At 49.5% G+C, this 24,015-nt stretch carries 24 protein-coding genes and 1 pseudogene; 9 read left to right on the top strand and 16 right to left on the bottom strand.

Annotated elements, in window-relative coordinates; genetic code table 11:
- Positions 1 to 4 precede the first annotated feature (4 nt).
- Together holA and PsWM33_RS13290 are read left to right on the top strand one after the other, a co-directional pair.
- Complete coding sequence (gene holA / locus PsWM33_RS13295) at positions 5 to 1,045, top strand: DNA polymerase III subunit delta (RefSeq protein ID WP_063286218.1); 1,041 nt, start codon at positions 5 to 7, stop codon at positions 1,043 to 1,045.
- A 76-nt stretch (positions 1,046 to 1,121) separates the two neighbouring features.
- Positions 1,122 to 1,484 carry a hypothetical protein gene (locus PsWM33_RS13290; RefSeq protein WP_063300561.1) on the top strand — a complete coding sequence of 121 codons (363 nt, stop codon included), beginning with the start codon at positions 1,122 to 1,124 and terminating at the stop codon, positions 1,482 to 1,484.
- Between the two features lie 96 nt (positions 1,485 to 1,580).
- Here the strand turns inward: PsWM33_RS13290 and PsWM33_RS13285 are convergent, their stop codons facing one another.
- The 5 genes from PsWM33_RS13285 to mnmE all read right to left on the bottom strand — a co-directional run bounded on the left by PsWM33_RS13285 (position 1,581) and on the right by mnmE (position 7,613).
- Positions 1,581 to 2,480 carry a ParB/RepB/Spo0J family partition protein gene (locus tag PsWM33_RS13285; protein ID WP_063300560.1) on the bottom strand — a complete coding sequence of 300 codons (900 nt, stop codon included), beginning with the start codon at positions 2,478 to 2,480 and terminating at the stop codon, positions 1,581 to 1,583.
- A 107-nt stretch (positions 2,481 to 2,587) separates the two neighbouring features.
- Positions 2,588 to 3,415: a ParA family protein gene (locus tag PsWM33_RS13280; RefSeq protein WP_063286220.1), complete on the bottom strand. Its 828-nt coding sequence runs from the start codon at positions 3,413 to 3,415 to the stop codon at positions 2,588 to 2,590.
- A gap of 11 nt (positions 3,416 to 3,426) precedes the next feature.
- Positions 3,427 to 4,047, bottom strand: a complete 621-nt coding sequence (gene rsmG, locus PsWM33_RS13275; RefSeq protein WP_063300573.1) for a 16S rRNA (guanine(527)-N(7))-methyltransferase RsmG — start codon at positions 4,045 to 4,047, stop codon at positions 3,427 to 3,429.
- 46 nt (positions 4,048 to 4,093) lie between these two features.
- Positions 4,094 to 5,977: a tRNA uridine-5-carboxymethylaminomethyl(34) synthesis enzyme MnmG gene (mnmG, locus tag PsWM33_RS13270; protein ID WP_063300559.1), complete on the bottom strand. Its 1,884-nt coding sequence runs from the start codon at positions 5,975 to 5,977 to the stop codon at positions 4,094 to 4,096.
- 286 nt (positions 5,978 to 6,263) lie between these two features.
- Positions 6,264 to 7,613 (bottom strand): tRNA uridine-5-carboxymethylaminomethyl(34) synthesis GTPase MnmE, encoded by a 1,350-nt coding sequence (mnmE, locus tag PsWM33_RS13265; protein ID WP_063300558.1) that lies wholly within the window; start codon positions 7,611 to 7,613, stop codon positions 6,264 to 6,266.
- Between the two features lie 95 nt (positions 7,614 to 7,708).
- Here mnmE and PsWM33_RS13260 point away from each other — a divergent pair, with 95 nt between their 5' ends.
- Positions 7,709 to 9,715, top strand: coding sequence for a thioredoxin domain-containing protein (locus PsWM33_RS13260; RefSeq protein ID WP_063300557.1), 2,007 nt, complete (start codon positions 7,709 to 7,711; stop codon positions 9,713 to 9,715).
- 135 nt (positions 9,716 to 9,850) lie between these two features.
- Here PsWM33_RS13260 and PsWM33_RS13255 read toward each other — a convergent pair whose 3' ends face one another.
- The 8 genes and pseudogenes from PsWM33_RS13255 to hemE form a co-directional block, all read right to left on the bottom strand.
- The gene (locus PsWM33_RS13255; RefSeq protein WP_063300556.1) at positions 9,851 to 10,441 is read right to left on the bottom strand and encodes a GNAT family N-acetyltransferase; all 591 of its coding nucleotides are present in this window, start codon (positions 10,439 to 10,441) and stop codon (positions 9,851 to 9,853) included.
- Positions 10,434 to 11,024 (bottom strand): GNAT family N-acetyltransferase, encoded by a 591-nt coding sequence (locus PsWM33_RS13250; protein WP_082827000.1) that lies wholly within the window; start codon positions 11,022 to 11,024, stop codon positions 10,434 to 10,436. Before PsWM33_RS13250 ends, PsWM33_RS13255 begins: the two co-directional genes overlap by 8 nt.
- On the bottom strand, positions 11,017 to 11,607 hold the full coding sequence (locus tag PsWM33_RS13245) for a GNAT family N-acetyltransferase (protein WP_063300555.1): 591 nt from the start codon (positions 11,605 to 11,607) through the stop codon (positions 11,017 to 11,019). The genes PsWM33_RS13250 and PsWM33_RS13245 overlap by 8 nt, the downstream gene beginning before the upstream one ends.
- Positions 11,600 to 12,184 (bottom strand): GNAT family N-acetyltransferase, encoded by a 585-nt coding sequence (locus PsWM33_RS13240; RefSeq protein ID WP_208994554.1) that lies wholly within the window; start codon positions 12,182 to 12,184, stop codon positions 11,600 to 11,602. The genes PsWM33_RS13245 and PsWM33_RS13240 overlap by 8 nt, the downstream gene beginning before the upstream one ends.
- A pseudogene (locus PsWM33_RS28445) lies at positions 12,177 to 12,767 on the bottom strand (GNAT family N-acetyltransferase). Before PsWM33_RS28445 ends, PsWM33_RS13240 begins: the two are co-directional and overlap by 8 nt.
- A 125-nt stretch (positions 12,768 to 12,892) precedes the next feature.
- Positions 12,893 to 14,158 (bottom strand): transcription termination factor Rho, encoded by a 1,266-nt coding sequence (gene rho, locus PsWM33_RS13230; RefSeq protein ID WP_057463213.1) that lies wholly within the window; start codon positions 14,156 to 14,158, stop codon positions 12,893 to 12,895.
- Between the two features lie 267 nt (positions 14,159 to 14,425).
- Positions 14,426 to 14,854 (bottom strand): protoporphyrinogen oxidase HemJ, encoded by a 429-nt coding sequence (gene hemJ / locus PsWM33_RS13225; RefSeq protein WP_057463212.1) that lies wholly within the window; start codon positions 14,852 to 14,854, stop codon positions 14,426 to 14,428.
- A 32-nt stretch (positions 14,855 to 14,886) separates the two neighbouring features.
- Entirely contained in the window at positions 14,887 to 15,915 is a 1,029-nt protein-coding gene (gene hemE / locus PsWM33_RS13220) for a uroporphyrinogen decarboxylase (RefSeq protein WP_063300554.1), read from the bottom strand.
- A 427-nt stretch (positions 15,916 to 16,342) separates the two neighbouring features.
- Between hemE and PsWM33_RS13215 the strand changes: the two genes are divergently transcribed.
- The 5 genes from PsWM33_RS13215 to dnaQ all read left to right on the top strand — a co-directional run bounded on the left by PsWM33_RS13215 (position 16,343) and on the right by dnaQ (position 19,989).
- Positions 16,343 to 17,191: a pyruvate, water dikinase regulatory protein gene (locus tag PsWM33_RS13215; RefSeq protein WP_082596851.1), complete on the top strand. Its 849-nt coding sequence runs from the start codon at positions 16,343 to 16,345 to the stop codon at positions 17,189 to 17,191.
- A gap of 61 nt (positions 17,192 to 17,252) precedes the next feature.
- Complete coding sequence (locus PsWM33_RS13210) at positions 17,253 to 17,849, top strand: Maf family protein (protein WP_063300553.1); 597 nt, start codon at positions 17,253 to 17,255, stop codon at positions 17,847 to 17,849.
- Positions 17,846 to 18,679 carry a shikimate dehydrogenase gene (locus PsWM33_RS13205; RefSeq protein WP_063300552.1) on the top strand — a complete coding sequence of 278 codons (834 nt, stop codon included), beginning with the start codon at positions 17,846 to 17,848 and terminating at the stop codon, positions 18,677 to 18,679. Before PsWM33_RS13210 ends, PsWM33_RS13205 begins: the two co-directional genes overlap by 4 nt.
- Positions 18,680 to 19,279: a dephospho-CoA kinase gene (gene coaE / locus PsWM33_RS13200; protein ID WP_063300551.1), complete on the top strand. Its 600-nt coding sequence runs from the start codon at positions 18,680 to 18,682 to the stop codon at positions 19,277 to 19,279.
- Positions 19,280 to 19,281: 2 nt separating this feature from the next.
- Positions 19,282 to 19,989 (top strand): DNA polymerase III subunit epsilon, encoded by a 708-nt coding sequence (dnaQ, locus tag PsWM33_RS13195; RefSeq protein ID WP_063300550.1) that lies wholly within the window; start codon positions 19,282 to 19,284, stop codon positions 19,987 to 19,989.
- Between the two features lie 48 nt (positions 19,990 to 20,037).
- On the opposite strand, the gene PsWM33_RS13190 is transcribed toward dnaQ, so the two are convergent.
- Positions 20,038 to 21,024: a 2-hydroxyacid dehydrogenase gene (locus PsWM33_RS13190; RefSeq protein ID WP_057463206.1), complete on the bottom strand. Its 987-nt coding sequence runs from the start codon at positions 21,022 to 21,024 to the stop codon at positions 20,038 to 20,040.
- A gap of 249 nt (positions 21,025 to 21,273) precedes the next feature.
- Between PsWM33_RS13190 and PsWM33_RS13185 the strand changes: the two genes are divergently transcribed.
- The gene (locus PsWM33_RS13185) at positions 21,274 to 21,822 is read left to right on the top strand and encodes an SH3 domain-containing protein (protein ID WP_063294639.1); all 549 of its coding nucleotides are present in this window, start codon (positions 21,274 to 21,276) and stop codon (positions 21,820 to 21,822) included.
- Between the two features lie 83 nt (positions 21,823 to 21,905).
- Here PsWM33_RS13185 and fabI read toward each other — a convergent pair whose 3' ends face one another.
- Both fabI and fabB read right to left on the bottom strand, forming a co-directional pair.
- Positions 21,906 to 22,733 (bottom strand): enoyl-ACP reductase FabI, encoded by an 828-nt coding sequence (gene fabI, locus PsWM33_RS13180; RefSeq protein WP_063300549.1) that lies wholly within the window; start codon positions 22,731 to 22,733, stop codon positions 21,906 to 21,908.
- Between the two features lie 55 nt (positions 22,734 to 22,788).
- Complete coding sequence (fabB, locus tag PsWM33_RS13175; protein WP_063286233.1) at positions 22,789 to 24,006, bottom strand: beta-ketoacyl-ACP synthase I; 1,218 nt, start codon at positions 24,004 to 24,006, stop codon at positions 22,789 to 22,791.
- Between the last annotated feature and the right edge of the window lie 9 nt (positions 24,007 to 24,015).

Raw genomic sequence — 24,015 nt, 5'->3', positions numbered from 1 at the left:
CACTATGGTAGCCCTCAAAGCTGCTGAAATTGACCGGTACATCGCCAACCCGCCAGACTCCGTAAACCTCATTCTTGTTTATGGACCAGACACCGGGTTGGTGAATGAGCGAGCGCAAGCACTCATCTCCAAAGCAGCCTCCGAGAATGATGATCCGTTCTCCCAAGTCAAACTGGACGCTGCTGACATCGCTGCAGACCCAAGCAGATTGATCGATGAGGCCCTGACCATTCCCCTCTTTGGTGGCCGTCGCACAATCTGGGTCCGCGAAAACGGCACCAAGAGCGTGCTGCCAGCCGTCGAACCGCTTCTCAAAAACAACGACTTTTCTGCCTTCATCGTGATTGAAGCTGGAGACCTGAAAAAGACTGCAGGCCTGCGCAAAAAGATCGAAGCCAGCAAAACCGCTGTCGCCATCCCTTGCTTTGCAGACACAGCACGCGATGTAGATCGTCTGATTGATGAAGAAACCCAGTCAGCAAACCTGCAAATCAGCAAAGAAGCCCGCATGGCGCTTCACACTCTGCTTGGCGCTGACCGCATTGCAAGCCGCGGAGAACTCAAGAAATTGTGCCTCTACGCGATGAATGACAATCGCATTGAGGTGCATCATGTCGAAGAGATCATTGGCGATGCTTCTGCCTTCGCCATGGATGAGCTAATCGATGCTGCAGCTTTGGGTGACACGATCACGTTGGACCACGGCCTGGAGCGCCTCTCAGCCTCAGGGACGGACGTTGGCGTGATAGCCTCTCAAGCCCTCAGACATTTCCAAATGCTTCACCTGTGCCGCTTAAAAGCCAATCAACGCATTGCTGTAGAAGATGTTATTGGCGGCGTGCGTCCTCCAATCTTCTGGAAGCGTCGCTCGAAGATTGTCAGACAAGTTGAGATCTGGAATGAAGACTTTCTGGAACGCGCTCTGACCCGTCTCAACGACGCTGTAAAAGAGGCGCGCTTCAACGCCAATCTCTCAACTGCGATTGTGTCTCATACCCTTCTGGCAATTGCTCAGGTAGCTAAAGCCTCAAACAGACGACGATAAACACGCGGAAGGTGGGTCGCCACCTTCCTCACAAACAACAACAATATTCGCGCAAAGCGAAGTCACAGGCACTCCTATGTCTCACTCACTCATCCACTGGATCAGGCTGAAGTTCGCTCAACACGAACTTTGGGCAATCAACTTCGCGCTCCTGCGCCCTCAATTGTCGCTTTTTGGAGCAGCATCATTGTGGGCCTGGATTTTCCCGCCATTGCTCAGCTTTGGTGTCTTAATCGGCTACCTCATGCAGAACTACGCGGCACTGGGATCAATCATAAATCTGATCATAGGCCTCCCCGCGCTGATCCTCTTGGCTTATTGGGTTTTCCGTTGGTACTTCATTTGCCTGGGTTTGATGTTCGGCCGTCGCAATATGGCTGAGAAGAAGAGAGCAGAAGTCAGTGCACGCATTGAAAAACTGCTTCCAGTCGTAGGCTAAATTCCAACTAAGAAAATCATTTCTTTTCCGAATCTAAAAAGGCCGCACCTCAGTTAAGAGACGCGGCCTTTTCTAAAATTCCGATAGCAGAAACAATCAGTTCTGAATGCCCAGCAAGCGACAGACTTCGTCCAGTTGCTCTACATTCTTGTACTTGATCTTAAGCTCACCAGTGCCCTTATCAGTCTTGTGAGCAATAGCCACCTTAAGGCCCAAACCATCAGCCAGACGCTTTTCTAACGCGCGTGTATCCGCATCCTTCTCAGGCTTCGGAGCAGCTTCTTTCTTCTCGAACAAGTCAGGGTTCTGAGCCAGACGCTCTGCATCACGAACTGTGAGCCCCTTCTCCACGATCAGCTCAGCCAAAGCCGCAGGATCTTCTGCAGTGATCAATGCACGTGCATGACCAGCAGTGAGAAGCCCTTCTGCAAGATAGTCCTTCACAGAGTTTGGCAGTTTCAGCAAACGCAGTGTGTTGGCCACATGGCTCCGGCTCTTACCGATAACCTTGGAGAGTTCAACCTGGCTGTAAGAAAACTCTTCGATCAGCTGATCATAACCCAACGCTTCTTCGATAGGATTCAGGTCTGCACGCTGAACATTCTCGATGATCGCAAGTTCCAGCGCTTCCTGATCAGTCACCTCACGGATGACAACAGGTGCATCATGCAAACCAGCCTTTTGAGCTGCACGCCAACGACGCTCACCAGCAATGATCTCGAAATGACCCGGCTTATTCGGACGAGGACGCACCAGAATTGGCTGCACAATCCCCTTCTGACGAACGGATTCGGTCAGGTTATTCAGATCATCTTCTACAAATGATTTGCGTGGGTTACGTGGGTTCGGCTGAAGGTACTCAATCGGCACCTTCCGCACATCACGGTTACGTTCTGGAGTGGAGACAGCTGGCTCTGAGTTTACGTCACCCAACAGCGTTGCAAGGCCGCGCCCTAGTCGCTTATTGGTACGCCCTGCTTCCTCAGTTTTCGCCATTTCAATTCCACCTATCTACATTCTAGGAGCTCGGGAGTCAGCAGCCCCTTCCCGCACGCTCTGCGGGTCAAATAACAAATCTCTTTAAAGTAGAAGCGGCAGCCAGATCAGGCAGCCGCCATCCGCATGTCACGCTCTCGCTGAATAATTTCGGAAGCGAGTCGTAAATAAGCCTGCGAACCGGAACACTTCAAATCATAAAGCAAAGCAGGCTTGCCATAAGATGGAGCCTCGGAAACACGTACGTTCCGTGGAATCACAGTCTCATAGACTGCATCACCCATCGTCTCACGCACATCCTGTACAACCTGACTGGAGAGATTGTTACGGCTGTCATACATGGTCAACACAATGCCATGGATGCTCAGCTCTGAATTGAGAGACTGCTTCACCTGTTCAACGGTGCTAAGCAGCTGGCTTAGACCTTCCAGAGCAAAAAACTCGCACTGCAACGGTACAAGAATGCTGTGAGATGCCGATAAGGCATTGATAGTCAAGAGGTTTAACGACGGCGGACAGTCCACTAGAATATATGAATACCCTTGTGCCCTACCCATCTCAGCTGCCTGCGCCATACCTGAAATTGCATTCCGTAATCGGAACGTCCGGTCAGGTGCAGAAGAAATCTCCAACTCAACACCCAGCAAATCCATCGTTGATGGAGCAATCCATAAACGCGGAACAGCAGTTTCCAGAACAGTTTGCTCTAGCGTCGAATCTCCGCTCAAAACATCATAGGTAGAATATTCACGATCGACGCGATCAATCCCTAACCCTGTCGACGCATTGCCTTGCGGATCCAGGTCAATAATCAGGACGCGTTCGCCAATTGCGGCAAGCGCTGTGCCAAGATTAATGGCTGTTGTCGTCTTGCCTACGCCACCCTTCTGGTTGGCGATAGTCAATACACGTGGAGATTGCGGCAGTAAGCTCATCCGACAGCACCCTAGTTAGCGGTTTTCGGGTCAATTTTAGATAGAACCAAAACGCGACTTAGCGGATCTACTAGACTTACTTTTTCTACCAGATCAATTGACCAATCGGCAGATGCTTCTTCAATTTCGCGGCGAAAATCTTGACCTTTGTGGAAAACAGCAGTCGCGCCACGCTGTACAAATTGCGAAGAAAACCCGCAGAGAACCTGTAAAGAAGCTAGTGCACGCGCCGAAACACCCTCAATCGGAGCCTGCCAGTCTTTCGTAACGGCTTCGATTCTACCCGCATGAACTTTGACGTTACAGCCAGTCTCACGTGCCACAGTCCGAAGGAAAGCTGCTTTGCGCTGGTTGCTCTCAACCATATGTACAATGCCCTCTTCCCCTTCCTGCCTCAGCAACATCGCAGTCACCAATCCAGGGAAACCTGCACCGCTTCCGAAATCAATCCAGGAATGTGCATCCGGCAAACTACGCTGAATCTGAATAGAATCGGCCACATGCCGCATCCAGATATCGTTCATCGTAGATGGTGCGATCAGATTCTGTGCAGGTTGCCACTTGAGAACGAGGTCCACGTAGATACTTAGACGTTCAAACGTTTCACGTGAAACATCCTCATACATACGCATGACAGGTGTAATATGGCTGTAATCAGCCCTTTTTTCGAATGACATACTAAACAGCACCAGCAATGTTTTTGCCTGAGCGGCGAATATACGCAAGCAGCAAAGTCAGCGCTGCTGGGGTAATCCCATCCATGCGCGATGCCTGCCCGATGGTTGAAGGGCGCAAAGCTTCAAGCTTCTGACGCACCTCGTTGGAAAGTCCGGTCAGTGAGGTATAGTCAATCCGCTCAGGAATAACCAAGTCCTCATCCCGTTTCAAAGCGGCGATATCAGCTGCCTGACGTTCCAGATAGACGGCATACATCGCATCTATAGAAACTTGTTCGGCACATTTGATATCGACATCTTTCATCTCATCAAAGATCTCAATGAGGTCTTCAAGAGTGATATTTGGATAGGCCAACAAATCAAAGACAGAGCGCTTCACACCATCCTGATTGATCGGCAAGCCATGCTTACGCCCCTCGTTGGGTGTAATTTTGACGGACTGCATCAAATCCTTGGTTTTCCGCAGTTTTTCCATCTTCGTTTCGAAAGCGACTCGACGCGTATCACCAATACATCCCCACTCAAGACCAAGTGGTGTGAGGCGCTGGTCCGCATTGTCTGCACGTAGTGTGAGACGATACTCAGCGCGGGATGTGAACATGCGATACGGCTCAGAAACGCCCCGTGTGATGAGATCATCAACCATCACACCAATGTACCCGTCAGCACGTCCAACAGTCACTGCAGCGCCATCCTGAGATGTTCTGGCAGCATTCAAACCAGCCAACAGACCTTGGGCTCCAGCCTCTTCATAACCGGTAGTACCGTTGATCTGACCCGCGAGATAAAGGCCCTTCTGCTTCTTCACCTCAAGCGTGTTTGTCAGTTCAGTCGGGTCGATGTGATCATACTCAATCGCATAAGCCGGTTTGAAGTACTCAACCTTCTCCAAACCCGGAATGGTGCGCAGAAACTGGATCTGAACATCCTCAGGAAGCGAGGTCGAAATACCATTGGGATAGACTGTTGGATCATCCAGCCCTTCAGGCTCAAGGAAGATCTGATGACCATCACGATCACCGAAGCGAACAATCTTATCTTCGATAGACGGACAATACCGAGGACCCCTGCCCTGGATCTCGCCCGAATACATCGCTGACCGCTTGATGTTGTCGCGAATGATCTGATGCGTCTCTGGGGTCGTACGTGTGATGTAACACGGCACCTGACGGATCTGGATTTTGTCGGTCAGTGTTGAAAATGGAATAGGCTTTTCATCACCTGGCTGCTGCTGAAGGATATCCCAATTGATCGTGCGCCCATCCAGACGTGCCGGAGTGCCTGTCTTCAAACGACCAAGTCGCAGACCAATCTCTTCCAAAGATACAGACAAACCAAGCGCTGGCGCTTCACCGTCACGACCCGCAGGAATTTGCTTATCGCCGATATGGATCAGACCGCGCAGGAACGTGCCGGTCGTGATCACAACCGCCTTGGCCGAAACCCGACGACCATCACCAAGCACGACGCCTTTGAGGATATCACCCTCACGGATCAGCGTGTCAGCTTCACCTTCCACCACATCGAGATTATCAATCGCTTTAATCTCAGCCTGCATCGCTTCGCGATAGAGCTTGCGGTCAGCCTGAGAGCGCGGCCCTTGCACAGCTGGCCCTTTGCGACGATTGAGCATACGGAATTGAATACCGGAAGCATCAGCCACCCGGCCCATCAATCCATCCAGTGCGTCGATTTCTCGAACCAGATGCCCCTTCCCCAAACCGCCAATAGCTGGGTTACATGACATCACACCAACGGTGTCAAAGCGATGAGTTATAAGCGCTGTATGGGCACCCATGCGCGCAGCCGCAGCCGCGGCTTCACAGCCTGCATGGCCGCCGCCAATCACGACAACGTCAAACTCAAGATCAAAATTATCAGACATTTCGGTCCTGCATTTCGCCCATCTAAAAACAGAGAAAGGACAAGCCACACTCTCTGCGAGCCTCTGGACCATATGAAGGCCGCAGATAAAACTTGGGGGAACTAGAAGGGCAACTACCTATTTTCTTGAAGACTTGATACAACAGGTCACGCGCTGGGTCAAAGAAAACAGCGCAGTGAGTCGCCAATGCCGCAGCATTAGTTATCCACGAGACTCACTAGCTTTTCCCCACTGACTCACGATTCCCAATAAATGTTTCACGTGAAACATGGCACTTCTACATCTTTTATTTACCAACGCAGAAGTCACGGAAGATGACATCGAGCAAGTCTTCAACGTCGATTCGACCTGTGATACGCCCCAGTTGATCAGCTGCTCGTCTCAAATCCTCACCTCTCAATTCAATCGGAAAGCCCTCCGCTTGAATACCGTGGTTCAGATCTTCGACACATTGGGTCAGATGAGAACGGTGACGCTCACGAGTGATAAGCGGGTTTTCAATCAACCCTATATTTCGTTCCGCAAACGACTCGAGGCTTGATAGCAGCGCATTCATGCCACCTTCTTCACGAACAGAAACATTGATCTTTTGTGTTGTTTCGAAGGAGTCATGATCAGCATCAGAGCCCAGATCACTCTTGGTATTGAGACGCCAGATCTCTGCACCATTCTTCAGCAAACTCTCCGGCAACTCCTCAGCAGCCACATTAGGCGCATGTGTCCAGAGAATGAGATCAGCTTTTTCTGCATGAACGAGAGCACGACGAATGCCCTCTTTCTCAATCATGCCAGCACTCTCACGGATACCTGCAGTGTCGATCAACGTGACCGGATAACCACCAAGGTCCAGATGTACCTCAAGCACATCACGGGTTGTTCCAGCTTCAGGCGTCACGATCGCCACATCGCGCTGAGCCAACTTGTTCATCAAGCTGGACTTACCCGCATTAGGTGGACCAAGCAGAACAACCTGCAGACCAGAGCGCAGACGCTCCCCTCTCCGCGCATCAGATAGGTGGGCAACAATCTGGTCACGAAGCTTCGCCAACTCCACCCAGATTTCGTCAGCCACAGAATCTGGAATATCGTCTTCATCAGAAAAATCGAGCTCAGCCTCAATCATCGCACGGCTGCGGATCAACGTTTCGCGCCACTGCGAATAGAGGTCTCCGAGTGCACCATCCATCTGACGCTGAGCCTGCCGACGCTGCGCATCGGTCTCCGCATCGATCAGATCCGCAAGCCCCTCAACCTCAGTCAGGTCGAGTTTGTTGTTATGAAATGCCCGGCGTGTGAACTCACCCTGCTCAGCCGGTCGTGTCTTTTCAAAGGTGGAAAGCGCACGCAGCACCGCAGCAACAACAGCTCGCCCGCCATGGCAATGTAGCTCGACAGTGTCTTCGCCAGTGAAACTTCCAGGGCCTTCGAACCACAAAATCAGCGCATGATCCAAAACAGAACCATCTACAGGGTCCCATAATTTCTTAAGGCATGATTCACGTGAAACGGGGAATTTACCCTTAATCAGCTTTCTCAGGATTGGCCCGGACTGTGGACCTGATAAACGGATAACAGCAACGCCTGAAGGAAGTGCGCCGCTAGAAACTGCGTAGATGGTTTCCTGTTGTGTATTCATTCCACCCCCGGTTCTTTAACTGTATGATCTCGTATGAACTGCGTTAAACCTAGCCTTTACGCCAAGCAATACCTTGAACTCAGGATCACCTCTTTATGAGCAGAAATCGCTTAACGAACGCTTCAAGCCCTTACCTTCTTCAACATCAAAATAACCCTGTCCACTGGTGGGAATGGAGCAAGGAAGCACTGGAAGAAGCGCAAAAAACAAACAAGCCAATTCTGCTGTCTGTTGGCTACTCCGCTTGCCATTGGTGCCACGTCATGGCCCATGAAAGTTTTGAGGATGAAGCAACAGCCGCTCTCATGAATGAGCATTTCGTCAACATCAAGGTAGACCGCGAAGAGCGTCCTGACATTGACCAGATCTATATGCAGGCACTCCATATGCTTGGTCAACAGGGTGGCTGGCCACTGACCATGTTCCTCACGCCAGAGGGTGATCCATTCTGGGGTGGTACCTATTTCCCTAATGAAGCACGGCACGGCTCTCCTGCCTTCAAGGATATTCTGACCGCAATTTCACAAAGCTTCATTGCTGATCGCGACACCATTGAAGAGAACCGGCAAGCCATCAGCCAGGCTCTCAACAAGCCACCATCAGAGGCCTCCCCTCTTTCTGGCTTCCTGATCACCGCTGCCGGCAAGCAACTCTTCAACATGCAGGATGAAGAAGAAGGCGGCATGAAGGGTGCACCAAAGTTCCCTCAGGCCTCCGTTCAGGAGCTCATTTTCAGAACTGCCAAGGCGCAAAAAAATACCTTCATGCGTGAGCAGTTTTTGAAAACCACGCGAGCAATTTCACAAGGTGGTATCTACGATCACGTGGAAGGTGGCCTGGCTCGTTACGCAGTCGACTCTATTTGGCTGGTTCCTCATTTCGAAAAGATGCTCTACGACAACGCGCAGTTTATCGAACATCTGTGCTGGGCTTATCAGGAAACGGGTGATGAACTGTTTCACTTCCGAATCCAGGAAGTCGTCGATTGGCTTGAGCGCGACATGAAGCTTCCTGAAGGTGGCTTTGCATCTTCCATGGATGCAGACAGTGAAGGTGTCGAAGGCAAGTTTTATGTCTGGACCTATGATGAGTTGAAGAACCTCGTTCCGGCAGAACACTTCGAGCTGTTCTCTAATGTCTACGACGTCACCCCGGATGGAAACTGGGAAGGCAACATCATCCTCAACCGACGTCACTCCCCTACTCTTCTGGAAGCTGCTGAAGAAGAAGCTCTGGCAACCTGCAGAACAATCCTGCTGGATCACAGAAGCAAACGCATTCCGCCTCACAAAGACGACAAGGTACTGGCCGACTGGAACAGTATGCTCATCTGTGCGCTGGTGAAAGCAAGTGCTCTTACCTCACGTGAAACTATGCGCACTTCCGCTAAGGCTGCTTTCGCCTTCATCACAGAGCATATGTTTATTGATGGAAAGCTCAGTCATTCCTGGCGTCAGGGCCAGCGACTGGAAGTCGGTTTTGCCGCTGACTATGCATGGGCTGCAAGAGCAGCTCTCGCCTTGTACAGATCGGAACCGAATCCATCCGAGAAGCAGAGCTACCTGCAACAGGCAGAAGAGTTCCTGAATATTCTGAAAGAGCGCTTCTCCCATTCCAACGGTGCGTTCTACATGACAGATAAGGACGCCGACGATCTCATCCTCCGCCCCTACCACGCCTATGATGAAGCAACACCAAACTACAACGCCGTAGCAGCTTTTGCCTTCTCAGAACATTGGATCCTGACAGGTGACGCATCTTCTCGTGATGTCGCCGATGGAACCCTGAATGCATTTGCAGCGGATGTTCCAAACAACATCTTCGGCACAGCATCACTGCTTACAGCACTTGATGCACGTACCCGATTCAAGAAAGCGCTTGTGGTTCTGGGAACTGGTTCGGACGCGAATCCAATAATGCAGGCTATACATTCTCAAGCTGATCCTGCCCTCTATGTAGATGTTATTCCTGCTGGTGTGGCTAAGCCGGTGGAGTTGGAAAACTCATCCTGGAACACGGATGAAACCACTGTCTTCATCTGCTCCGAAAAAGGATGCTCCCTACCAACAACAACACCTGAACAGGTGAAAGAGCAGATTTGATCCGCAAATAAGTTAAACGCTGACTCACAGTTTCACGTGAGTCAGCGCTCATAAATATACTTTTGAAAACATGGGTGATTCACGTGAAACATCACAAAATTCACAGATCACCCATACACGAGCATTCAATTACGTTCAGCTCTTAGATACGCTTTCAAAACGATCCTTCGTCAATCGGTAAAGCACATGACGCACCAACGGGTGGTCATCCTCCAACATTTGATGATTAAAATCATCAGCTGGGTTCCTCGTCATACGCAGCCGTTGCATCAGCTTTTGCGAACGCAAGTTTGTCTCCGTCGTGAAGCTAACGATCTCATCAACCTCAAGAGTTTCGAAACCGAATCCAAGCCAGATACGAGCTGCTTCCTGCGCTATCCCCTTCCCCCAGGCATCAGGGATAAGCCGCCAACCAATCTCCACACACGGATCAAACGGAAGTGGTTTTGGATAGGTCGGAATGTTCAAACCACAAAAACCAAGAAACCTACCAGAAGCCCGATCCTCAACAACAGGACATGCAAAACCCAGATCAGCCTGTTTAGCCATCATACGCTCAAGCATATGGGCACTCTCATCGCGAGACATCACATCTGGGAAAAACTCCATGACGCGCGGATCTGAGTTCATCTCATCCATACCGTCCAGATCCCGCTCTTCCCACTTCCGCAACACGAGACGCTCGGTCTCAATACGTGGGCACTTATTAATTAATGTCTCAACCATTCTCTCGTTCCAAATACATCTTTTTTGAAAGCTTATACAAAACGTGTCGGCATAAAGGATGCTCAACAGGCACCCCAGGAAAATCAAAATTCCCAGCTGGGTCAAAGCTCATACCAAGCTTCTCCATCACCCGCCTTGAGTTGTGATTTTGAATAACGGTAAACGCAACAACTTCATCAAGTCCAAGAGTATCGAATCCGAATCCAAGCCAGAATTTTGCTGCTTCTACCGCAATGCCCCTTCCCCACGCCTCGGGAATTAACTGCCAGCCTATCTCGACACAAGGCTCACATGGCAACAGTTCACCATATGAAGGAACATTAAGACCACAGAACCCAAGGAAGTCCCCAGTCTCTTTATCTTCGACGACAGGTAAGCAAAATCCATTTTCGTCCTGCCGTTGGATTGCTCGCTTTAAAGCCTCTTCACTTTCCTCAGCATTAGGCCTTTTACGGAAAAATTCCAAAACTCTGGGATCAGTGTTTAACTTGATCAGCCCATCCAGATCCCGCATCTCCCACTTACGAAGAACAAGGCGCTCAGTCTCAACACGTGGGCATCTATCAATCAATGTCTCAACCATGCACTTGCTCCCGAAAGCTTTCCCTTGAGAGACGATACAAAACATGCCGCCTCAATGGATGCCCCTCATCGATCAAAGGGTGATCAAAGTCTGCCGAAGCATCCCTCACCATTCCCAGCCTCTGCATAACTTTCTCAGAACGCTGATTGATAGCAGAAGTGAAACTTACAATCTCGTCCAAACGAAGAGTTTCGAATCCGAATCTAAGCCAGATCCGCGAGGCTTCCTGAGCAATCCCCCTCCCCCATGCACCGGGTATAAAACGCCATCCGATCTCCACACACGGGTCGAAGGGCAGCGGTTCTGGGTAGGTCGGTACACCGAGCCCACAAAGCCCTAAGAACCTCCCTGACGCCCGTTCCTCAACAACTGGAGTACCAAACCCATACTTCACCTGCTTCGCCATGAGCCGCTCAAACATCCGCTCACTGTCCTGCCGGGACATCACCGCCGGAAAGAATTCCATCACCTGTGGGTCTGCATTCATCTGAACAAGCCCCTCCAGATCCCGAGGCTCCCACCTCCGCAATACAAGCCGCTCAGTCTCAATGCGTGGAGATTTGTCGATGACATCTTCAATCATGGCCCTGCCCCAAGTACCGTTGCCTTGTCATTTTGTAGAGCGCTTGCCTTTTGAGCCTGTCCCCATCCTCAAGCATAGGATGTTCAAACTCTCCAATGCGCTCCATCCCAAGACGCTGCATCACCTTCTCAGAACGATGGTTCTGTATAGGTGTAAAGCTGACAATCTCGTTGAGTTGAAGAGTTTCGAGTCCGAATCCAAGCCATATTTGTGCGGCTTCTGTCGCGATCCCTTTTCCCCACGCACTGTGCAAGAGCCGCCAACCGATTTCAACGCAAGGACCAAATGAGAGATGATCCTGATATCCGGGAACCTTCAATCCGCAATACCCCAGAAAGCGCTCACTCCCCTTTTCAGAGATAACCGAAAAGCAAAACCCATCCCGTTGCTGCGCATCCATGTAACGCGCCAGCATGCTCTCACTCTCAGCATAAGACAGCACCGACGGGTAAAACTCCATCACCCTCAGGTCAGCATTCAACTCTGCCAAACCATCCAGATCGCGCTCTTCCCACTTCCGCAAAACAAGTCGCTCTGTTGTAAGGCGCGGACAACAGTCAATCTTGCTCTCAACCATTGGCTTGCGCCAGAAACTGTTCTGCAGAAATTCGATAAAGCGCATGCCGGCACAAGGGATCATCAGAGGGCACATTGGGAAAGTCGAAGTCCTTAACAGGATCATGCGCCATGCCAAGCTTCTCCATCACTCGCCGCGACTTATAGTTTTGCACGACAACAATGGCGACGATTTCATCTAGCTGAAGTGTTTCGAAACCGAATCCAAGCCAGAACCTAGCCGCTTCAACAGCAATCCCCTTTCCCCATGTCTCTGGGGTAAGCCGCCAACCGATTTCAACGCACGGCTCACATGGCAACGGCCCGCTGTAACTAGGAACGTTGAGACCACAAAATCCAAGAAAAGCATCAGTCTCTTTGTCTTCCACCACATGAAAACAAAAGCCGTGCTTTTCCTCCTATCTCATCATGATCTCAAGAAACTGCCTTGATTCATCTGGCGTATTCAGAGAGCGAAAAAACTCCATCACTCTCGGGTCACCATTCATGCGGACGACACCATCCAGATCTCGCTCTTCCCATCTACGAAGAACAAGCCTTTCGGTTTCAACACGCGGGCATTTATCCAGCAGCACCTCTTCCATATTCCCCTCCCCTTATTTCGTAATCGAATCCAACTATCAAAAGCGTCAAAAATTGGCTTAAAAAATAAAAAAGCCCCGCTCACCGAATTGGCGAGCGGGGCCGAAAAATTCGGTAGGCAGTAAACCTAGGTATTCATAGAGTCGAAGAAGTCATCATTGGACTTGGTCTGACGCAGCTTGTCGAGCAGGAACTCAACAGCATCAACAGTACCCATCTGGCTGAGAATACGGCGCAGAACGAAAGTCTTCTTGAGCTTATCAGCAGGAACAAGAAGTTCTTCCTTACGAGTACCAGAGCGTTGAATATCAACTGCTGGGAAGACGCGCTTATCAGAGATCTTACGATCAAGGATGATTTCGGAGTTACCAGTACCCTTGAATTCTTCGAAGATAACTTCATCCATACGGCTGCCAGTATCAATCAGCGCTGTTGCGATGATGGTCAAAGAACCACCCTCTTCAATGTTACGCGCAGCACCGAAGAAGCGCTTAGGGCGCTGCAGGGCGTTCGCATCAACACCACCGGTCAGAACCTTACCGGAGGAAGGAACAACGGTGTTGTAAGCACGGCCAAGGCGAGTAATGGAATCCAGAAGGATAACAACGTCACGACCATGTTCGGTCAAACGCTTTGCCTTCTCAATAACCATCTCAGCAACCTGAACGTGACGAGTAGCTGGCTCATCAAAGGTTGAAGATACAACTTCACCATCAACTGTACGTTGCATGTCCGTTACTTCTTCCGGACGTTCATCGATCAACAGAACGATGAGGTAACATTCAGGATGATTGGTGGTAATAGATTTCGCAATATTCTGAAGGAATACTGTTTTACCTGTCCGAGGAGGCGCAGTGATCAAAGCACGCTGGCCTTTGCCGAGCGGAGCTACAAGATCAATAATGCGAGAAGAAATATCCTTGGAGGTTGAATTCTCGATTTCAAGATTGAAGCGCTCATCTGGATAAAGCGGTGTCAGGTTATCAAAGTGAACCTTATGTCTCGCTTTTTCAGGGTCTTCAAAGTTGATTTTGTTGACTTTTAGAAGGGCGAAATAACGCTCACCTTCTTTAGGACTACGGATCTGGCCTTCAACAGTATCACCGGTGCGCAGAGAAAAGCGACGGATCTGTGAAGGTGAAACGTAAATATCGTCTGGGCCTGGCAAGTAGTTCGCATCAGGAGAGCGGAGGAATCCAAATCCATCTTGGAGGACCTCTACGACACCTTCGCCGATGATCTCAATATCTTGCTCTGCAAGTCTCTTCAAAATCGCAAACATAAGTTCCTGTTTGCGCATGGTGCTTGCATTTTCAACGTCATGTTCCTCAGCAAAAGCGAGGAGTTCAGTTGCGCTCTTAGTTTTCAGGTCTCTGAGTTTCATTTCCCGCATCAATAGGGATCGTCTTTACTATGGGTTCTGGACTTGATTTAGCTTTAGAAGGATCAAGAACTTTCGAACACAAAACGTTAGGGGGGAATAGCAGCTCATCTAGATACGATATTTATCGACCTTCGAAAATCGCTAGGAGATCAGCGATCACATAAGCTACATCGTGAAGTTGCGGGGACAATAACTAATCGAATTGAATTCGGCAAGTGCTTATTGCCCACTAATTCTCCTAATTTTCCAATATTAAAATTCGAATGTTCGGATCACCTAGGGTTTAAAGATCACTAGGAACACAATTGCAACCATTAATAGTGTCGGTAGTTCATTAATAATTCTAAAGTAGCGCTCACTATTCTTATTTTGATCCTGCGCAAACTTGGTGACATGACGTGAAAGCATCACGTGATATATCGTCATCAGTATAACCAGTGAAAACTTCAGCATAAACCAAAGATCAAAATAAGCATCAAGCAGATAAACCAGCCACAAGCCAAAAATCCAGGTGGCCATCATGGATGGAGCCATAATCGCTTTAAGCAATCGGCGCTCCATGATCTTGAAGGTTTCGCTTTTGTCAGAACCGATTTCAGCGTTCGTGTGATAAACGAAAAGGCGCGGCAAGTAGAACAATCCCGCCATCCAGGCAATCACAGAGATTATGTGGAGGGACTTCGCCCAGGAATATGCATCATCCATGATCCGCGCCTTATCTAATTCGCAGTGTCTGCTTACAGGCCTTTAACCCGCTTCACCATCTCAGCAACATGTTCTGGCGGAGTTTGCGGAACAACGCCATGACCAAGGTTAAAGATGTGCGGACCATTACCCAAAACTTCGAGAGCGTGATCTATTCCAGTTTCCAGCGCACGTCCACCGGCAACAAGGCGCATTGGATCCATATTGCCCTGTACAGGAACAATTTTCTGAATTTCCTGCGCCACTTCTGCCGGAACAGTCCAGTCCAGACCAACTGCATCAACACCAGTGGCTTCAACATAGCGCTTCAAGCGAGCAGCTGATGCTTTCGGGAAACCAATGATCTTTGCGTTTGGACGCTGAGCTTTCACACCATCAACGATCTTGCGGGTTGGACCAACGGACCACTGCTCAAAACCGATATCATCCAGAACACCTGCCCAGGTGTCAAAGATCTGTAGTGCATCTGCACCACCATCAAACTGAGCCACCAGGTACGTGATCGAAGCTTCAACCAGCTGATCAATGAAAGCAGTCAGAAGCTCAGGATCCTGATAGGAGCCGATACGAGCGGCAAACTGGTCCTGGGTGGTATGACCAGCCACAGAATAGCAAGCGATCGTCCACGGGGCTCCGCAGAAGCCCAGAAGGGTGGTTTCAGTCGGTAACTCCGCTCTCAAACGCTCGACTGTGGCAATAACAGGAGCCAAATGCTCCATCGTCCTAGCTTGATCAAGCTTATCAACGAGTTCTGTCGAAAGTGGTTCGAGAACTGGTCCTCGACCCTCCTCAAAATTTACAGGGTAGCCAAGCGCATCTGGAACAACGAAGATGTCAGAAAATAGGATGGCAGCATCAAAGCCATACCGGCGAATGGGTTGGAGAGTAACTTCTGTCGCAAGATCGGTATTGTAGCAGAAGTCGAGAAAATTCGGTGCTTGAGCTCGTACAGCTCTGTACTCAGGCAAATACCGTCCTGCCTGGCGCATCATCCAGATTGGTGGGCGCTCTAGTTTCTCGCCTGCCAAAACGCGCATTACCGCTCTTTCATGAGATTCCATAAATCGCCTCTTTTTCCCAAGCCTGCTTAAAAAGAATCTTCTTATTTGGAAGTTTCTATTTCTATTAGTGAGTGAATAGCAGGGATCAATTTAATTCCACAATTCCTAACTGAGAAAACCCTAATAGGAAAAGTCACAGATCAAAAACAAGCAAGACTCTCAACAGGAGTCGAAAACAAATTGTTTTTTCTAAAGATTCAATAGGTTACAATCTGGAAAATAACCACAGATCACAGTTTATCCCGTATGCTGTGCTGTGAATCTTTTGCGTGGGCAATGTGCAATCCCGTTTATCCAAGTCGTTTCGAAATCAGTATTCTCAAAATATGGAATTGTTGACGGATTAGGGTCAGCGGGCATTAATTTGAAAGCACAGTGAGATTTGGCTAGTTTTTCCAAGTCTCTTAGGAATGTTGAGGATGATACCTTGGGTAACCACTCTAACTACTTCCATTTACACATGGTTTCGGACTCAACAGGCGAAACTTTGATGACAATTGTGCGTGCTGCGACTGCGCAATATGAGAATATTCAGCCCATCGAGCATGTTTACCCGCTGATCCGGCATGACAAACAGTTGAGTAGAGTCCTGGAAGAGATTGAATCTGCACCAGGAATTGTTCTCTACACCCTTGTGGAACAATCCTATGCCCGCCGTCTAGAGCGTAAATGCCAGGATTTGGGGCTGCCATGCGTTAATGTTCTCAAGCCTGTCTATCAGGTCTTCCATAGCTATCTGAACGTCACAGAAACGTGGCGTGTGGGCGGACAGCACGTGATGGATGAGGAATACTTCCAGCGCATGGAAGCGATGAACTACACCATGTTGCATGATGACGGCCAAATCGCAGGGGCTTTGGACGAAGCAGACGTTATTCTCGTCGGCATTAGCCGAACCTCTAAGACGCCAACCTCTATCTATCTGGCAAATAGAGGAATTAAGGCGGCTAACATCCCGCTCATTCCCAATATGCGCCCTCCCCGTCAGCTCCTGAAAGCCAAAAGACCTCTCGTGGTCGGTCTGATGGCCACGGCCGAACGTATTCGGGATATCCGCCAGAACCGCATTTTGTCGCTGGATGCCAAAACAGACAACGACACCTACGTTGATCGCAAATCAATAGCTCAGGAGATTGCGATGTCGAAACGGTTGTGCGCTGAAAATGGTTGGCCGCTCATCGATGTAACGCGTCGCTCTATCGAAGAAACAGCAGCCGAGATCATGGATTTGCTCCGAAAACATAAAAATGAGCAAAAAGAGACAGAAGAATATTGAGAAGCATCGCGCTTTATCCCAATAAACGGCACAAGAAATCCTCAGATTGAGAAAGCAGAGTATGACTCGACTGATTTTAGCGAGCGGAAGTAAAATTCGCGCGACTCTCTTAGAAAATGCAGGCTTAATTTTTGATCGTATTCCAGCAAATGTTGATGAACGACAGATAGAAGAGCCATTGCTTTCCACTGGTGTGGATCCAGAAGTGATTGCAGCTAAATTATCCGTTGCGAAAGCGAAAGAAGTTTCCGCCCGAAATCATGGTGCTTACGTCGTTGGCGCTGATCAGATCCTGGCATTCGAAGGAAAGCGTCTCGTTAAGCCAGAAGATCTGAACGCAGCCCGCAAGCAAATCATGAGCTTTTCTGGCAAAAGTCACGCGCTTCATTCTGCGGCATGTGTTGTTAAAGACGGTGAAGTTGTCTGGGAAGGTATTTCGACGGCAATTCTCAATGTGCGTGAGTTATCAGAAGATTTTCTGGATTGGTACATTGAGCGAACCGGATCCGAAATTCTCTCCAGCGTCGGTGCGTATCAATTGGAAGCTGAAGGCGTGCAGCTCTTTGATAAGATTGAGGGCGATTACTTCACAGTGTTGGGCCTACCTCTCCTGAGCCTCCTCTCTTTCTTGCGCGAGATTGAGGTTTTGAAGAAATGAGGAACGCAGCTGTCACAGGACATCCTATTGGTCACTCAAAATCCCCTCTGATACATGGTTATTGGCTCAAACAGCATGGCATAGAAGGCAGCTACATTGCACAGGATGTACCTCCTGAGACTGCCGAAAGCTTTTACAGCGCATTGGCTGAGCATGGGCTTGTTGGCTGTAACGTGACAATTCCAAACAAAGAGCATGCGTATAAATCTGCTGAGAAGTTGGATGATGCAGCCAAAATGATTGGGGCTGTAAACACGCTTTGGTTGGATGACGCAGGTGTTTTGAATGGCTCAAACACCGACGGTCTTGGCTTTCTAGGAAATCTCGACCAAATGCTGCCCAACTGGGATAACAACGGGAATAAGGCCGTTGTTCTGGGGGCTGGTGGCGCCTCTCGGGCGATTATTTGGGCGTTGCTGTCCAGAGGATACACAGAAGTGTGTATCGCCAACAGAACACTAGAAAAAGCGCAGAAACTTGCAGATCATTTTGGCCCAAATACCATCGCAATTGAATGGGATAGTCTGGGGGAAAAGCTTGGAGAAGCGGATTTTCTGGTCAACACGACCTCTCTTGGTATGTCTGGACAACCAGAATTAAACATTGATCTTGATAACCTGTCGAAATCAGCAGTTGTGACGGATATAGTTTACTCTCCGTTACAAACCAAACTGCTTCGCAATGCTGCTCAGCGTGGCAATTCGACGGTTGATGGTCTGGGAATGCTACTTCACCAAGCTGTACCGGGTTTTGAAAAATGGTTTGGAGTTCGTCCGGAAGTCACCGACGAGCTTCGTGAGATGATCCTGAGAGAAATGGGACTTACCTGAATGGTTATTCTCGGTCTGACTGGCTCGATTGGAATGGGGAAATCAACCACCTCAAAGCTCTTTGCAGAGGCTGGAGCTGCTGTTTATGACGCAGATGCTGCCGTCCATGCGCTTTACACTGGCAAAGCTGTTGAACCTGTTGGCAGCGCCTTTCCCGGTACTGCTAAAGATGGACGGATTGACCGCGAAGCCCTCGGTAAAATCGTCCTTCACGACAAAGCAAAGATGATGCTTCTGGAAAGCCTCATCCACCCGCTCGTTCAGGAAGTTGAAACTGAGTTTCTGCATCAAGCAAAACTAGATCGTCGTAAGGTCGTTGTTCTCGACGTCCCTCTCCTCTTCGAGGTCGGCAAACACAAGGCTGTTGATGCAGTCGTCGTGGTTTCTGCACCATATGATGTGCAGCGTCAGCGTGTTCTTGAAAGACCAGACATGACAGAAGAGAAATTTGAGGCTATCTACGCAAAACAGTTAAACGACGCAGAAAAACGCAAAAAAGCGCATTTTATTGTCGACACTGGCCGAGGCGTTGAGCCGGCCCGTCGTGCAGTGGGTGCCATTATGCGCGCTGTGTCTTCTATCGCTTCTAGAACGGTGTAATTATGCGCGAAATCTCCTTCGATACTGAAACCACAGGCTTGAATCCGCTTGATGGGGATAGGCTGGTTGAAATCGGCGGAGTGGAACTCATAAATTTCATTCCGACAGGCCGGACCTGCCATCTTTACGTCAACCCGCAACGAGATATGCCAGAAGAAGCGTTCCGTATTCACGGCCTCTCTGCTGAGTTCCTCTCCGACAAACCGCTGTTTGTCGATGTAGCTGACGAATTTCTTGATTTTGTTGGAGATTCACGTCTGGTTATTCACAACGCTCCATTCGATATGGGCTTCATCAACATGGAGCTTGGGCGTTGTAATAAACCAAAAATCCCAAATACGCAGGTGCTGGATACTCTAAAGCTCGCACGCAGAAAGTTCCCGACCGGATCAGTATCGCTGGATGCTTTGTGTTCGCGCTACAGCGTGGATAACACAAAGCGCGTATACCACGGCGCGTTGCTCGATGCGGAACTGCTGGCTGAAGTTTATCTGGAGATGAACGGCGGTAAGCAAAAAAATCTCGGCCTGATGCCAGACGATGAAGCGATCGATCTGGATAAACTCAATGATGAGCCGAAAAAGCGCGTCGCAGCCAAGCAACGTCCAAACCCTCTCTCCCCTTCCCTGTCAGAGGAAGAAATTGAGGCACACGCCAAATTCCTTGCTGGAATGAAATCTGACCCTGCCTGGAACAAGTATCTGAAGTAGGTTCCAAACAAAAAGCGCTCCAGATTTCTGAAGCGCTTCAAACTGTTATCAGAGCATAGATGGCAAAACGCGATCTGGTGGACGATGCCCGTCCATAAAGGCTTTGATATTGATGATGACCTTCTCACCCATATCAATACGCCCTTCGATTGTTGCCGAACCCATGTGAGGCAACACAACCACCTTGTCGGATGCCACAAGTTTCGGGTTGATCGCAGGCTCATGCTCAAACACGTCCAGCGCTGCACCTGCAAGCTCACCTGATTCAATCTGACGGATCAGCGCATTTTCATCCACAATCTCACCACGAGCGGTGTTCACGATGTACGCATCAGGCTTCATCAGCTTCAAACGGCGTGCGGAAAGCAAGTGGTAGGTACCCGGCGTATGCGGACAATGGATGGAGACGACATCCATGCGCGCAAGCATCTGATCCAGGCTCTCCCAGAAAGTAGCTTCCAGCTGCTCTTCAAGCTCCAGAGGCTCGCGAATTCGATTGTGGTAATGGATAGACATACCAAACGCTTTTGCGCGTCTGGCGACCGCCTGACCGATCCTGCCCATGCCAATGATACCGAGACGTTTGCCCCAGATACGGCGACCAAGCATCCAGGTTGGAGACCAGCCGTCCCATTCCTTGTTCTCAATCTTCTTCATGCCTTCAGAAAGGCGACGTGGAACAGCGAGAATGAGCGCCATGGTCATGTCTGCGGTGTCTTCAGTCATCACACCAGCAGTATTGGTAACTGCAATACCGCGATTGTTGGCAGAGATAACGTCGATATTGTCGACGCCGTTACCAAAGTTGGCAATCATTTTCAGATTAGGGCCAGCCTGAGCCAAAACCGAAGCGTCAATGCGGTCTGTAACAGTGGGGACAAGAACATCAGCAATTTTGACGGCTTCCACAAGCTCTGCCTGTGTGAACGGCTTATCTTGCTCATTCAAGCGTGTGTCGAAAAGCTCGCGCATGCGTGTTTCAACAACATCCGGCAGTTTCCGCGTCACAACCACAATAGGCTTCTTTTTTGGCATCGTCCCCGCCTTCTGTCAAAAATTCGAAGTTTTTTAACCCTGCCCTAATCACCATATGAGTCAATGACTCAAAGGTCTTACAGGCTGTCAAAGTTTCATTACCAAATGTTCCGGTGAAAACAAGACTTGTCAAACACGTCTACATCTAATAGCAGCCACTATCGGAAATCGCGAGATCTAAGGTATGATACTTGTGTCTCGATTTTAGTGAAAATTACGGATTAGCCTACGGGAAGTTTTGGTATCACTATGAAAAATAAAAGCTTTCGTACTCTTAGTGCCCTTGCAGCTGCTTTTCTATTATTCCTTTTTGTTTCCCCATTCGTAATCACCGCTCAGGCCCAATCTGCGGGTTCTGGTGTATCAGGTCTCCCAGTTCCACGTTTTGTCAGCCTTAAATCTGATAGAGTGAACGTTCGCAAAGGTCCAAGCAGAAACCACGACATTGGTTGGACTTTCGTTCGCAGCAGGCTGCCGGTTGAAGTCATTCAGGAATATGACGACTGGCGCCGCATTCGCGATTGGGAAGGCAAAGACGGCTGGGTTTTCAAAACCTTGCTGACTGGCTACCGCTCTGCACTGGTAACGCCTTGGCTGGGAAATACCGTTGAAACCACCCCTCTCCGCAAGCGGCCTGGCCCGAATGAAGAGATCATCGCGTTTCTTGAGCCTTTGGTTCTTGCTGGTGTTGTTGAGTGCACGGATGGTTACTGCCGCGTTTCCGGCAAAGATTTTGAAGGTTGGATTGATCAGAGCAGATTGTTTGGCGTTTATAAAAACGAGACAATCAATAATTGATCTCAGTTCCAACAACAGTTTAACGAAAAGCCTCTGAGGAAACTTGGAGGCTTTTTGCTATTCACCTGAACAATCAAAGAAATCTAGACAGTTTCCTTTTCTCGCATCAGCTTGTCGGCAGTCTTCAACTCTTTCATGCGTGGCATAGAAACGATGTTGTAACCAGAATCCACAAAGTGAACCTCACCTGTCACTCCACCAGACAACTCTGAGAGAAGGTAGAGACCAGAACCACCAAGCTGTTCGGTTGTAACAGTCTGCTTCAGCGGAGAGTTTGCCTGCTGGAAGTTGAACATCAAACGCGCATCAGAAATACCTGCCCCAGCCAGCGTGCGAACAGGCCCTGCAGATATAGCATTCACGCGGATGCCCTGCTCGCCAAAGTCCATAGCAAGATAGCGCACAGATGCCTCCAATGCGGCCTTGGCAACGCCCATGACGTTATAGTTTGGCATCACGCTGGTCGCGCCACCATACGTCAACGTCAGAATGGAACCACCGTTCGGCATCAAGTCAGCCGCTCGCTTTGCAATCTCTGTGAAGGAGAAACAGGAGATCTGCATAGTGCGGGCAAAATTATCACGGGAAGTGTCTGCATAACGGCCACGCAGTTCAGACTTGTCTGAAAACGCGATCGCGTGCACGAGGAAATCAATGCTCCCCCATTTTTCTTGGAGCTGAGCGAAAACCTTGTCCACGCTATCAATGTCTTCCACATCACATGGAAGAAGCATATCGCATCTAACACTGTCTGCCAGTGGTTTTACGCGTCGGGCGAAGGCGTCACCTTGATAGGTAAACGCCATTTCTGCACCCTGTTCTGCAAGAGTTTTGGCTATGCTCCAGGCAATGCTGTGGTCATTGGCAACGCCCATAATCAGACCACGCTTGCCTTGCATAAGCTTGCTCATAGAAAACTCCTTTAATCAAAAGTTAAAGGAGCTGAGCAAGCTCAGAACCTCAAACTCAGTCTTTGTATCGCTTAAACACGACGGTCGCGTTGGTGCCGCCAAATCCAAAGCCGTTTGAAAGAACGCAATTCAATTCTGCATTATCTACGCGTTCTCTTACGATTGGCATATCCTCAAAATCCGGATCCAATTCTTCAATATGAGCAGAAGCCGCAATGAAGTTGCCTTCCATCATAAGCAAAGAGTAGATCGCTTCATGAACGCCGGCAGCACCCAAAGAGTGACCAGAAAGCGCTTTAGTCGCAGAAATTGGCGGAACCTTGTCACCGAACACGGCGCGGATCGCTTCAATCTCTTTGATGTCACCAACAGGTGTAGAGGTTGCATGTGGATTGATGTAGTCAATGTCACAATCAACGTCTTTAAGCGCAATCTTCATGCAGCGAGCAGCGCCTTCACCACTTGGTGCAACCATGTCGTGACCATCAGAAGTCTGACCGTAACCCACGATTTCCGCATAGATTTTTGCACCGCGTGCTTTTGCATGCTCAAGTTCTTCAAGAACCAGCACACCGCCACCACCAGCAATAACAAAGCCATCACGGTTCTTGTCATATGGACGGGAAGCCGTAGACGGAGTGTCGTTGTACTTGGATGACATTGCGCCCATAGCATCAAACAGGTTGGAGAGTGTCCAGTCCAGTTCTTCGCCACCGCCAGCAAATACCACGTCTTGTTTACCCCATTGGATCAGCTCATAGGCATTACCAATACAGATATTGGTTGTCGCACAAGCTGCGGAAATGGAGTAGTTGACGCCGTGAATTTTAAATGGCGTTGCAAGCGTAGCAGAGTTCGTAGAGCTCATTGCCTTCGGAACAGCGGTCGGCCCGATACGGCGTGGGCCTTTTTCACGGGTGATATCCGCAGCTTCAACGATCGCTTTGGTGGACGGGCCACCAGAACCCATGATCAGGCCAGTGCGGTCATTGGTAACCAGATCTTCGGAAAGACCAGCATCTTCGATGGCCTGCTCCATGGCAATGTAGTTCCATGCAGCGCCTTCACCCATAAAGCGAGAGGTACGACGGCCAAGTTTTTCCAATGGATCCAAGGTAGGTGCGCCATGAACCTGACAACGGAAGCCGAGCTTCTCGTAGTCTTCAGCTGCAACAATACCGGACTTACCTTCGTAAAGGCTTGCTTTCACTTCTTCAGCATTGTTGCCAAGAGGAGAAACAATACCCATACCAGTAACAACCACACGCCTCATCTAAGGTCT

The sequence above is a fragment of the Pseudovibrio sp. WM33 genome, from assembly GCF_001623165.1.
Lineage (GTDB): Bacteria > Pseudomonadota > Alphaproteobacteria > Rhizobiales > Stappiaceae > Pseudovibrio.
This window is presented reverse-complemented; position numbering and strand designations above follow the sequence as displayed.

Coding starts and splice junctions, on each gene's coding strand:
- holA (WP_063286218.1), top strand. CDS start 5: ATGGTAGCCCTCAAAGCTGCTGAAATTGACCGGTACATCGCCAACCCG.
- PsWM33_RS13290 (WP_063300561.1), top strand. CDS start 1,122: ATGTCTCACTCACTCATCCACTGGATCAGGCTGAAGTTCGCTCAACAC.
- PsWM33_RS13285 (WP_063300560.1), bottom strand. CDS start 2,480: ATGGCGAAAACTGAGGAAGCAGGGCGTACCAATAAGCGACTAGGGCGC.
- PsWM33_RS13280 (WP_063286220.1), bottom strand. CDS start 3,415: ATGAGCTTACTGCCGCAATCTCCACGTGTATTGACTATCGCCAACCAG.
- rsmG (WP_063300573.1), bottom strand. CDS start 4,047: ATGCGTATGTATGAGGATGTTTCACGTGAAACGTTTGAACGTCTAAGT.
- mnmG (WP_063300559.1), bottom strand. CDS start 5,977: ATGTCTGATAATTTTGATCTTGAGTTTGACGTTGTCGTGATTGGCGGC.
- mnmE (WP_063300558.1), bottom strand. CDS start 7,613: ATGAATACACAACAGGAAACCATCTACGCAGTTTCTAGCGGCGCACTT.
- PsWM33_RS13260 (WP_063300557.1), top strand. CDS start 7,709: ATGAGCAGAAATCGCTTAACGAACGCTTCAAGCCCTTACCTTCTTCAA.
- PsWM33_RS13255 (WP_063300556.1), bottom strand. CDS start 10,441: ATGGTTGAGACATTAATTAATAAGTGCCCACGTATTGAGACCGAGCGT.
- PsWM33_RS13250 (WP_082827000.1), bottom strand. CDS start 11,024: ATGGTTGAGACATTGATTGATAGATGCCCACGTGTTGAGACTGAGCGC.
- PsWM33_RS13245 (WP_063300555.1), bottom strand. CDS start 11,607: ATGATTGAAGATGTCATCGACAAATCTCCACGCATTGAGACTGAGCGG.
- PsWM33_RS13240 (WP_208994554.1), bottom strand. CDS start 12,184: ATGGTTGAGAGCAAGATTGACTGTTGTCCGCGCCTTACAACAGAGCGA.
- rho (WP_057463213.1), bottom strand. CDS start 14,158: ATGCGGGAAATGAAACTCAGAGACCTGAAAACTAAGAGCGCAACTGAA.
- hemJ (WP_057463212.1), bottom strand. CDS start 14,854: ATGGATGATGCATATTCCTGGGCGAAGTCCCTCCACATAATCTCTGTG.
- hemE (WP_063300554.1), bottom strand. CDS start 15,915: ATGGAATCTCATGAAAGAGCGGTAATGCGCGTTTTGGCAGGCGAGAAA.
- PsWM33_RS13210 (WP_063300553.1), top strand. CDS start 17,253: ATGACTCGACTGATTTTAGCGAGCGGAAGTAAAATTCGCGCGACTCTC.
- PsWM33_RS13205 (WP_063300552.1), top strand. CDS start 17,846: ATGAGGAACGCAGCTGTCACAGGACATCCTATTGGTCACTCAAAATCC.
- coaE (WP_063300551.1), top strand. CDS start 18,680: ATGGTTATTCTCGGTCTGACTGGCTCGATTGGAATGGGGAAATCAACC.
- dnaQ (WP_063300550.1), top strand. CDS start 19,282: ATGCGCGAAATCTCCTTCGATACTGAAACCACAGGCTTGAATCCGCTT.
- PsWM33_RS13190 (WP_057463206.1), bottom strand. CDS start 21,024: ATGCCAAAAAAGAAGCCTATTGTGGTTGTGACGCGGAAACTGCCGGAT.
- PsWM33_RS13185 (WP_063294639.1), top strand. CDS start 21,274: ATGAAAAATAAAAGCTTTCGTACTCTTAGTGCCCTTGCAGCTGCTTTT.
- fabI (WP_063300549.1), bottom strand. CDS start 22,733: ATGAGCAAGCTTATGCAAGGCAAGCGTGGTCTGATTATGGGCGTTGCC.
- fabB (WP_063286233.1), bottom strand. CDS start 24,006: ATGAGGCGTGTGGTTGTTACTGGTATGGGTATTGTTTCTCCTCTTGGC.